9 protein-coding genes and 1 tRNA gene are annotated in these 10,336 nt (G+C 55.4%); 6 read left to right on the top strand and 4 right to left on the bottom strand.

What is annotated here, in order from left to right:
* Both ACYP03_RS20620 and orn read right to left on the bottom strand, forming a co-directional pair.
* Nucleotides 1-73, bottom strand: a tRNA-Met gene (locus tag ACYP03_RS20620).
* Between the two features lie 130 nt (nt 74-203).
* Nucleotides 204-749: an oligoribonuclease gene (gene orn, locus ACYP03_RS20615; RefSeq protein ID WP_248144301.1), complete on the bottom strand. Its 546-nt coding sequence runs from the start codon at nt 747-749 to the stop codon at nt 204-206.
* 80 nt (nt 750-829) lie between these two features.
* On the opposite strand from orn, the gene rsgA reads away from it, so the two are divergent.
* The 5 genes from rsgA (at nt 830) to ACYP03_RS20590 (ending at nt 7,585) form a co-directional block, all read left to right on the top strand.
* Nucleotides 830-1,882: a small ribosomal subunit biogenesis GTPase RsgA gene (gene rsgA / locus ACYP03_RS20610; RefSeq protein ID WP_248144302.1), complete on the top strand. Its 1,053-nt coding sequence runs from the start codon at nt 830-832 to the stop codon at nt 1,880-1,882.
* A 143-nt stretch (nt 1,883-2,025) separates the two neighbouring features.
* Nucleotides 2,026-2,928 (top strand): archaetidylserine decarboxylase, encoded by a 903-nt coding sequence (asd, locus tag ACYP03_RS20605; protein WP_459781946.1) that lies wholly within the window; start codon nt 2,026-2,028, stop codon nt 2,926-2,928.
* A 134-nt stretch (nt 2,929-3,062) separates the two neighbouring features.
* The gene (locus tag ACYP03_RS20600; protein ID WP_459781945.1) at nt 3,063-4,478 is read left to right on the top strand and encodes an SLC13 family permease; all 1,416 of its coding nucleotides are present in this window, start codon (nt 3,063-3,065) and stop codon (nt 4,476-4,478) included.
* A 176-nt stretch (nt 4,479-4,654) separates the two neighbouring features.
* Nucleotides 4,655-6,538, top strand: a complete 1,884-nt coding sequence (locus tag ACYP03_RS20595; protein ID WP_459781944.1) for a methyl-accepting chemotaxis protein — start codon at nt 4,655-4,657, stop codon at nt 6,536-6,538.
* 159 nt (nt 6,539-6,697) lie between these two features.
* Nucleotides 6,698-7,585: a DMT family transporter gene (locus ACYP03_RS20590; protein ID WP_459781943.1), complete on the top strand. Its 888-nt coding sequence runs from the start codon at nt 6,698-6,700 to the stop codon at nt 7,583-7,585.
* Between the two features lie 18 nt (nt 7,586-7,603).
* Here the strand turns inward: ACYP03_RS20590 and epmA are convergent, their stop codons facing one another.
* Together epmA and efp are read right to left on the bottom strand one after the other, a co-directional pair.
* The gene (gene epmA / locus ACYP03_RS20585) at nt 7,604-8,575 is read right to left on the bottom strand and encodes an elongation factor P--(R)-beta-lysine ligase (RefSeq protein WP_459781942.1); all 972 of its coding nucleotides are present in this window, start codon (nt 8,573-8,575) and stop codon (nt 7,604-7,606) included.
* 103 nt (nt 8,576-8,678) lie between these two features.
* Nucleotides 8,679-9,245 (bottom strand): elongation factor P, encoded by a 567-nt coding sequence (gene efp, locus ACYP03_RS20580; protein ID WP_036750855.1) that lies wholly within the window; start codon nt 9,243-9,245, stop codon nt 8,679-8,681.
* Nucleotides 9,246-9,277: 32 nt separating this feature from the next.
* Between efp and epmB the strand changes: the two genes are divergently transcribed.
* Nucleotides 9,278-10,300, top strand: coding sequence for an EF-P beta-lysylation protein EpmB (epmB, locus tag ACYP03_RS20575; protein ID WP_459781941.1), 1,023 nt, complete (start codon nt 9,278-9,280; stop codon nt 10,298-10,300).
* Nucleotides 10,301-10,336 lie beyond the last annotated feature (36 nt).

The raw sequence follows: 10,336 nt of genomic DNA, 5'->3' as shown, positions 1-10,336 counted from the left end.
TGCGGGGGCCGGATTTGAACCGACGACCTTCGGGTTATGAGCCCGACGAGCTACCAAGCTGCTCCACCCCGCGTCCGAAAACACTGAAAAGCAAACTAAAACATTATTGCCTTTCGAGGCTGCGCATTATACGAGGAAAAAAGGCGGATGCAATACTTCTGCAAAAAAAACTCCGCCTTCCCGCTCAAGCGCTCATTAAAGCATCAGATTTTAAAAATTTGCTCACGATAATAACGTAGTTCCGCAATGGATTCGCGAATATCATCCAGCGCCAGATGGCTGCCTTGTTTGTGAAAGCCGTCCAAAACTTCAGGTTTCCAGCGACGCGTCAGTTCTTTCAGCGTGCTGACATCCAGATAACGGTAATGGAAGTATGCTTCCAGTTCCGGCATATGGCGATACAGGAATCGGCGATCCTGTCCAATGCTGTTCCCGCAAATCGGAGACTTGCCCTGCGGAACCCACTGTTCAAGAAATGCAATGGTCTGACGAACCGCTTCCTGCTCATCAATCTGACTTTGCTGCACACGCGCCACCAGCCCGCTGCCGGTATGCGTATTGGTGCACCACTCATCCATTTTGGCCAGTTCAGCTTCCGGTTGATGAATGGCCAGCACCGGTCCCTCTGCCAGGATATTGAGCTGTGCATCGGTCACAATGGTCGCAATTTCAATGATTTTGTGAGTATCCGGGTCCAGACCTGTCATTTCCAGATCGATCCAAATCAGATTCTGATCGCTGATTGTCATTGGAAGTTGCCTATTTGATGACTAAAGCATGTATCATACTTAGCCTGAAGTGAAAGCCAACCAAACTGAACGATATTCTTGTGGCAAAAAAGAAAAAGCTGACTAAAGGTCAGAGCCGACGTGTCCGCTCTAACCAAAACAAGCGCCTGAAACACGGTGCAGAAGATGTCCAGTGGGATGAAGCCCTGCTGGAAAGCGCCCGTGAAGGCCTGGTGATCACCCGTTTCGGCCAGCATGCCGATGTTGAGGATCCGGAGACCGGTGACATTCACCGCTGCAACCTGCGTCGCAGCATTCAGAGTCTGGTCTCCGGCGACCGGGTCGTCTGGCGTCCGGGGGTCGAAGCCCTGCAGGGCATCGCTGGCGTGGTGGAAGCCGTTCATGAGCGGACTTCCGTACTGACACGTCCCGACTACTATGACGGCGTGAAACCAGTGGCGGCGAACGTTGATCGCATTATCATCGTCTCTTCTGTCCTGCCGGAACTGTCGCTGAACATCATCGACCGGTATCTGGTTGCTTCAGAAACTGTCGGAATTGAGCCGCTGATTGTGCTGAACAAGGTCGATTTGCTGGATGACGACAAGCGCCAGCAGGTCGAGAAGACACTGTCGCTATATCGTGATATTGGCTACGAAGTGCGCTATGTCAGTACCATGACGGGTGAAGGTCTGGAAACGCTGAAAGCCGATCTGAAAGATCACATCAGCATCTTTGCCGGACAGTCTGGCGTCGGAAAATCGAGTCTGGTCAATGCTCTGATGCCAGAAGTCGAAGCGGAAACCGGTGAAGTTTCAGAAAACTCTGGTCTGGGTCAGCACACCACCACGGCAGCCCGGTTATATCACTTTGCCGACGGCGGTGACTTGATTGACTCGCCCGGGGTTCGTGAATTTGGCCTCTGGCATCTGGAGCCGGAACAAGTCACCAAAGCTTTTGTCGAATTCAGTGATTATCTGGGGGGCTGTAAGTTCCGTGACTGTAAGCACAAAGACGATCCGGGCTGCCTGCTGCGCGAAGCGCTGGAAGATGGCAAAATCAGCCAGGAACGATTCGACAGCTACCATAAAATCATTGACAGTATGTCGGAAAACATTGCGAACCGTCAGTTTTCCCGCAACAAGCAAAATTAAGCCGTCATTTTGCGAACGGGCTTCCTCTTCCGGGAGCATTACCTGACTTGGTCCGTGAATTCGGATAGAATTCGCTGCCCGGGTCAGCGTCGCATCAAGTGACAGACCAAGCGATTGATTTGTAATAGATTTGGGATCTTATTGTGAGCGATAACCTGAAAATTGGCCTGCAATACTGCGCGCCGAAACACGCCCTGACCCGTCTGGCAGGCAAGCTGGCTGATCTGAAAGGCGGCTTTGTCACAACAGCGGTCATCCGTTGGTTTATCAACCGCTACAAAGTCGATATGTCCGAAGCGCGTCACGAAGACCCGGCATATTATGCTAGCTTCAACGACTTTTTTGTCCGTGAGCTGAAAGAAGACGCACGCCCGTTAAATGAAGAAAACGACGTCTTCTGCCACCCGGCAGATGCCTGCGTCAGCCAGCTTGGTCCGATTGAAAAAGGCCAGTTAATTCAGGCGAAAGGACACACCTACGAGGCCGTGGAACTGCTGGGCGGCGATCAGACTCTGGCCGATGAGTTTGCCGACGGTGAATTCGCAACGCTGTATCTGTCACCACGGGATTATCACCGTGTTCACATGCCCTGTGACGGTACCCTGCGCCAGATGATTTATGTACCGGGCGATCTGTTCTCGGTCAATCCGCTGACCGCAGAGAACGTCCCAAACCTGTTTGCCCGCAACGAACGTGTGGTCTGTATTTTTGACACCGAATTCGGTCCGATCGCTCAGGTGCTGGTTGGTGCCACCATCGTGGGCAGCATCGAAACCGTCTGGGCCGGTACGATTGCACCGCCACGTGGCCAGATCGTGCGCCGCTGGGATTATCCTGCTGAAGGCGAGCAGGCCATCACCCTGAAAAAAGGTGAGGAAATGGGCCGCTTCAAGCTGGGATCGACCGTGATTAACCTGTTCCCGAAAGACATGGTCAGCTTCGAGCCATCTTTGGCACCGAATGTTCCGACCCGCATGGGTGAAGCCTATACCCGCCTGAAATCGGTTCCGGCCGCACAGTCTGAAGAGACTGCCAGCAACGCCTGATCGATCCGGCACGCAAAACAGAAAGGGACGGGCATACTCGTCCCTTTTTTGATCGCGGTTTTTGATCTCCTCCCCTATGCATCTGCATGAAACTGTTATGCTGTTTCTGTCTGCCCATTCAGAGAGCACAGGGAATGCCGGAATTATCTTTATCACAACTGCTGAAGCTACTGTTTGCCTTTGGCCTGCCATTTGCCCTGTTGCAAGTTCCCACCACATCGCTGCCGCTGGACGGGCTGACCCTGATCCAACACCGTTTGCTGGCGATTTTCGTCATGGCGGCACTGCTCTGGGTTTTGGAGCCCGTGCCGGTCTATGCCACCTCGCTGCTCATTATTGTGCTGGAGCTGGTGCTGCTCTCCGATCAGAGCCTGCTCACTTTCCGTCATTCAGTAGGTGATACACCGCTTGGCGAACTGCTTCCCTATACAGATATCTTTCACGCCTTTGCCTCGCCGATCATCATGCTGTTTCTGGGCGGTTTTGCGCTGGCCATTGCAGCCGCAAAATACCGTTTGGATACCAATCTGGCCCGGGTGCTGCTCCGCCCCTTTGGCAATGAACCCCGCTATATCATGCTGGGGCTGATGCTGATCACCGCAATTTTTTCGATGTTTATGTCCAATACCGCCACGACGGTCATGATGCTGGCCCTGCTGGCGCCGATTCTGGCTGCCGTGCCCAAGGAGGATACCGGTGTCAAAGCACTGGTACTGGCTGTTCCGGTCTCGGCCAACACCGGCGGCATCGCAACCCCGATTGGGACGCCGCCCAATGCCATTGCCCTGCAATACCTGACCGGAGAGCACAGTATCAGTTTCCTCGACTGGATGGCGATTGGCCTGCCCTTTGTCCTGATTCAGCTCGCTCTGGCCTGGTGGCTGCTGCAACGCCTGTTTCCGGCCCGGCTGGCAACCCTGGAACTGCGGCTGGAAGGTCAGTTTCAGCGCAGCTGGCGGGCCTGGGTGGTGTATCTGACGTTCGGCACAACCATCCTGCTCTGGCTGACCACAGCGCTGCATGGCATGAATGCTTATGTAGTCGCCCTGATCCCGCTCACCATCTTCGCTCTGACCGGCATTATCGGCAAAGAAGAGCTGAAACTGTTTAACTGGGATGTGCTCTGGCTGGTCGCCGGGGGGATTGCAATCGGGATGGCGCTTGAGAAAACCGGGCTGGCCCGGCAGCTGGCGCACGCCATTGATTACGAAGCTTTGCCATCGCTGCTGATTCTGATTTTCCTGTCATTCTTGTGCTGGCTGATGGCAAATTTCATGTCGAACACAGCAACAGCGAACCTGCTGATGCCGATTGGAGCCGCCATCGCCACCTCAGTACCGGCGCTGGCGAGTGCCGGCGGTCTGCCCGCCATGCTGGTGATCCTGGCCTTTTCGGCCTCGCTGGGCATGGTGCTGCCTGTCTCGACACCGCCCAATTCCCTGGCTTATTCCACCGGATTGTTTGACAGCCGGGACATGATGAAAATTGGCCTGCTGGCCGGTCTCAGCGGACTGACGCTTCTCTATCTGGCAGCGTTACTGATTTTATGAATGATAGCGAAGAGACAGGCGACACACTTCCTGAATCAGGATCACATCCTAACAATAGGCCTGCGAATTTCGCGTCAAGCTGAAATCAGTTTCGCTGATAATTACGGGTGACTCACTAATATTCGCTCGGCCCTCCGTCGGGATGAAAAGGGCAGGGACAGACCCGGAATTGCAGTATGAAATTCACGATAAAGCTAAAAATACAGGTAGCGATCGCTGCCATCATTGCCACGGTCAGTGCGATCCAGGCTGGCATTTCAATTTCTCAGCTCCGTCAGGAAACCACCAGCGAAGTCAATGCTCAGATGAGCGCCATCGGTGCCGCGACCGGGGACTATATTGCCGACTGGCTGAATGCCCGCCGCGATATGCTGCTGGCCAATCTGCCGCTGATTGCGACAGACAGCAACGTTGACCGGGAGCTGCTGCTGACCAAGCATGCCGGGAACTTTCTGTCGGTCTATGCAGGCTTTGCCGATGGCAGTATTGCTTACGGTGATAAAGCGGAGGACTGGCCTGCCGATTATGACCCGCGCACCCGCCCCTGGTATCAGGACGCCATCAAATCCAGCAAACTGATCCTGACCGAACCCTATCAGGATTTTGATGGCAGCCTGGTCGTCAGCTTCGCCCGCTCCTTCAGCGGCGAGCGTCGGGGGGTTCTGGCAGCCGATCTGACCGTCACCCACATCATCGATAAAATCCTCGGCCTCAAACTGGACAATGCCGGCTTCGCCTTCCTGATCGACGGCAACAATACGCTGGTCGCCTATCAGGACGCCTCGCTCAGCCGCAAACCGCTGACTCAGCTGGATGATGAGCTGACATCCGGTTTCATCCGTGGCCTGACCGGCAGTCAGCAGGTCGCCGAGTTCCACTTTAATCAAGACGATCAGGATAAACTGATCCTGATCGCCCCGATTGCCGGGACCGACTGGTCCGTGGGGATAGTTCAGGATAAAGGGCTGGCCTATGCCGCCATCGGAAAAACCCTGTCTTTCACCCTCCTGGCTTCACTGCTGATGTACGCTGTGATTGCCATCCTGGCCAGTCTGATCATCAACAGCCTGCTCCGCCCGCTGAACGAACTGAACCGCTCGGTGCATGCCCTGACTCAGGGGAACGGCGATCTGACCCAGCGCATTGAGATTCAGCGCATGGATGAGGTCGGTGAACTGGCTGAGAACATGAACCTGTTCCTCAGTCAGCTGCAGCTGATGATCAAAGGGATTGTAGAGCGTTCCCACAACCTCAGTGAGCAGGCCGGACAGTCTTACCATCAGGCGCGCCAGGCTTCAGAGCGGGTCAACGGCCAGCAGGGGGAGATCAATCAGATCGCGACTGCCATTCATGAAATGTCAGCCACCGCGGCAGAAGTCGCCAGCCATGCCGAACTGACCGCCGCCGCCGCGCAATCTTCCACCAGCGCCTGCGATCAGGGACAGGCCGTTATCAGTCAGAACCGCGAAGCCATTGTCTCACTGGCCAATCAGGTTCAGGAAGCGGCCAGTGTGATTCAGGCACTGGAAGCCAATGCGCAGGATATTAACCATATTCTGGCTACCATTCAGGGGATTGCCGAGCAAACCAACCTGCTAGCACTTAATGCAGCCATCGAAGCAGCCCGTGCCGGTGAACAGGGTCGCGGTTTCGCCGTGGTCGCCGATGAAGTCCGGGTGCTGAGCCAGCGCACCCACGATTCCACCGAAGAAATCCGCGCCATGATTGAGACCCTGCAGAACAATACCCGTCAGGCCGTCGACAGCATGGGCGCCAGCACCGGTCTGGCAGGACAGAGCGTGGACTATGCTCAGGCAGCCAGCGACAGTCTGACGCAGATCACCCGGGCGATCGGGGAAATTTCTGATATGGCGACCCAAATCGCCAGCGCCGCGGAGGAGCAGCGCGCGGTGAGTGAAGACATCAGCCGCAACACCCAGACCATCCGTGATGTGTCGGACCATCTGGCAACCCAGACGCAGGATGTCAGCCACAGTGCCCAGGGCATGAGTCAGGCGGCCGAAGCGATGCGGGCAGACGTCTCGCGCTTCAAAATTTAAGCTCCCTCACCACAACTTTCCCGGCCAGCCTGACGCTGGCCGTTTTTTTATGCTTGCCCCCGCCTTCGTCCCATACCATTTCCCGGCGCTTTCCTGCATGATATGCGCCCTGTCCGAACGACACTCTGTCATCACGCTAATTTTTCGATAAGGATTTTCATGGGCTACGAATGGCTGGCGCTGGCGGCTGCCTCACTCTGGGCAGTCAGCAGTTTAATCTCCGTGACACCTTCCCGCCATCTGGGCGCCTTTGCCTACAGCCGCTGGCGCATGGCTTGCGTCACCCTGATGCTGTCGGTCATGGCACTGTTCAATGGCGGCTGGTCAACGGTTTCCTGGGATGTTTCACTGGTGATGGCCTTGTCCGGCCTGATCGGGATATTCATTGGCGATACTGCCCTGTTCGCCTGTTTTAACCGCATGGGGCCACGCCGGGCTGGCCTGCTGTTCTCCTGCCACGCCGTGTTTTCCGCCCTGCTGGGCATCTGGCTGTTCGATGAAACCTTATTGGGATGGAAACTGGTCGGGGCTGTGCTGGTATTTGCCGGAGTACTGACCGCGATTCTGTTTGGTCAGAAAAGCCAGAAGCATCAGATTGAAGCGATGACCGGTAGTCTGGGCGTTGCCATCATCCTCGGATTAACTGCCGCGCTGTGTCAGTCGTTGGGGGCCATCATTGCCAAACCCGCAATGCAGACATCTTTGGATCCGGTCGCCGCTTCAGCCATTCGGATGGCAACCGCATTTGGCGCACACAGTGTACTTCGGCTGAGTGGTGCGAAAATTGCCCGGCCCTTGCAGCCCATCACCCTGCCCATTCTTGGCATGGTCGCCCTGAACGGCTTTCTGGCGATGACTGTCGGGATGACGCTGATTTTATTTGCCTTACAGCACGGCGATGTCGGCATGGTCGCGCTGCTGTCATCCACCACACCGATTCTGATCCTGCCGCTTTTATGGATGTACACCCGCCACCGGCCACCGGGCGCAGCCTGGCTGGGCGCACTGCTGGCCGTAGTCGGCACCGGGCTGATCCTCGGTCACTGAATGCCCGGCCCGCCGGAATTAAGCGATAGTGACCGGGAAAGCGGTCACCTGCGCAATATGCGTCTGGCCCAGCGCCAGCATGATCAGACGGTCGATACCCAGCGCCACACCGGCACAGTCCGGAAAACCAGCCTTCAGGGCGGCAACTAAGTGATGGTCGATCGGCTGGGCAGTCAGCCCCATGCTCAGGCGCTTGGCATTATCAGATTCAAAACGAGTCAACTGCTCATCACCATCGGACAGCTCGTGAAAGCCGTTCGCCAGTTCAATGCCCTGAAAATAAACCTCAAAGCGCTCAGCCACACGATGATCAGCCGGGCTGATCCGTGCCAGTGCGGCCTGCGAGGCCGGAAAATCATAGACAACAGCCGGCACCTGCTGGCCGATCACCGGTTCGACGCCCATGCTGAACATCAGCTGCAGCAGAGTATCCCGATCGGTTTCATCAGCGGCCACATCGCCCAGATTCAGCGGCAGCGCCGCTTGTTTCAGCTCGTCCATCGATGCAGTCAGCGGACACACCTTCAGCACCTGCAAAAACGCCTGCTGATAACTCATCCGTTCTGCCGCGCCACATGACAGCACCTGTTGCAGCAAAGCATCCATTTCATCCATCAGCGCATGATGGTCAAAGCCGGGGCGGTACCACTCCAGCATGGTAAATTCCGGATTATGGTAACGACCGGATTCTTCATTGCGGAATGACTTACAGATCTGATAAATCGGCCCGCTGCCCGCCGACAGCAGACGTTTCATGTGAAACTCCGGACTGGTCATCAGATACAGAGTCTGGCCGTCTGCAAACCCCGGTCCGACAAACTCAGTCTGGAAGGTATGCAAGTGAATGTCGGTGACGGTCGCCTGACTCATCGCCGGGGTATCCACTTCCAGTACGCCGCGTTCGGCAAAAAAATGTCGGATCGAAGCCAGGATCGCAGCCCGCTGGCGCAGGTTCACCAGATCAGCCGTCGGTTGCCAGTGCATAGTCATAGAAGAATCTTTTTTCATCTGAGTCGAAAGTTGCGAAGACAAAACGGGGACATGAAAACAACAAAGGCCGCATGATGCGGCCCTTGTCTGATCACGCAATGAATTACTTCACGCGGCTGACGTATTCCGCAGAGCGGGTGTCAACTTTAATCACTTCACCGATTTGGATGAACAGCGGCACACGAACCACTGCACCGGTTGACAGCGTTGCAGGCTTACCACCTGTACCCTGCGTATCACCTTTCAGGCCCGGATCGGTTTCAACCACTTCCAGCTCAACAAAGTTTGGTGGCGTCACAGCGATTGGGTTACCATTCCACAAGGTCAGCGTACAGGTGTTGTTTTCGACCAGCCACTTCGCGTTGTCGCCCACTGCTTTCAGATCAGCTGCGATTTGTTCGAAGGTTTCATTGTTCATGAAGTGGTAGAATTCACCGTCGTTGTACAGATAATCCAGATCTGTATCCACGACGTCTGCTGCTTCAACTGTGTCACCCGACTTGAAGGTTTTTTCCAGAACCTTGCCAGACAGCAGCTTACGGATTTTGACTCGGTTGAATGCCTGGCCTTTGCCTGGCTTCACAAATTCGTTTTCGATAATGACACATGGTTCATTATCGAGCATAATTTTCATTCCGCCGCGGAATTCATTCGTGCTGAAAGACGCCATTTTTTTCCTCTTAACATCTTCGAGTTATTTTCATGCCGCACATCATAACCCGAAACGTCGCCCCTGTTGAGCAAAACTGGCTCGAACAGTTAGCCAATGCGATCTCGGATCCGCTTGAACTGCTTCATTTGCTGAAGATTGATCCCGCCCCCTGGCAGGAAGGTCTGGCAGCCAGAAAATTGTTTGCGCAGCGTGTCCCCAAAAGCTTTGTCGATAGAATGGAAATTGGCAACCCGCATGATCCCTTGCTGCGGCAGGTGTTGCCGCTGGCCGAAGAATTTGAGGTGCATGAAGGCTATTCACACGATCCGCTCGAAGAACAAGACAATGACCAGCCGGGACTGCTGCACAAATACCGGAACCGGGTCCTGCTGATCGTCAAAGGCGGCTGTGCCGTCAACTGCCGTTACTGTTTCCGCCGCCATTTCCCGTATCAGGATAACCCGGGCGGCAAACGCCAGTGGCAGGCTTCACTGGACTATATTGCCGCGCACCCGGAGCTGAATGAAGTGATCCTTTCCGGCGGTGATCCACTGATGGCCAAAGACAGCGAACTGCGCTGGCTGATTGAAGCCATTGCAGCGATTCCGCACATCAAACGGCTGCGGATCCACTCCCGCCTGCCTGTCGTCATCCCGGCCCGGATCACACCGGAATTCTGCACGATGCTGAATCAGATCCGGTTGCAGACCATGCTGGTCACGCATATCAACCATGCCAACGAAATCAGTGACGAACTGAGTCAGGCGATGGCATCGCTGCGGGAAGCGGGTGTCACCCTGCTCAATCAGGCGGTGTTACTGCGTGGCATCAATGATACGGTTGCGGCACAAGTGGCACTGAGTGAATCGCTGTTTGATGCCGGGATATTACCTTATTACCTGCACGTGCTCGACAAAGTGCAGGGCGCGGCTCATTTTCTGGTTGACGATGACGAAGCCCGCCAGATCATGGCCGGGCTGATGGCAAAAGTCTCCGGCTATCTTGTTCCCAAACTTGCCCGGGAGATCGGCGGCCGCACCAGTAAAACACCGCTGGATCTTCATCTGGAATAATTCATCCCCCGCAACAGACCGGAGATATTTCAGGCC

It is taken from the genome of Photobacterium sp. R1, from assembly GCF_054600795.1.
Note: the sequence above shows the minus strand (reverse complement) of the source record. Positions and strands in the feature narration are given on the sequence as shown.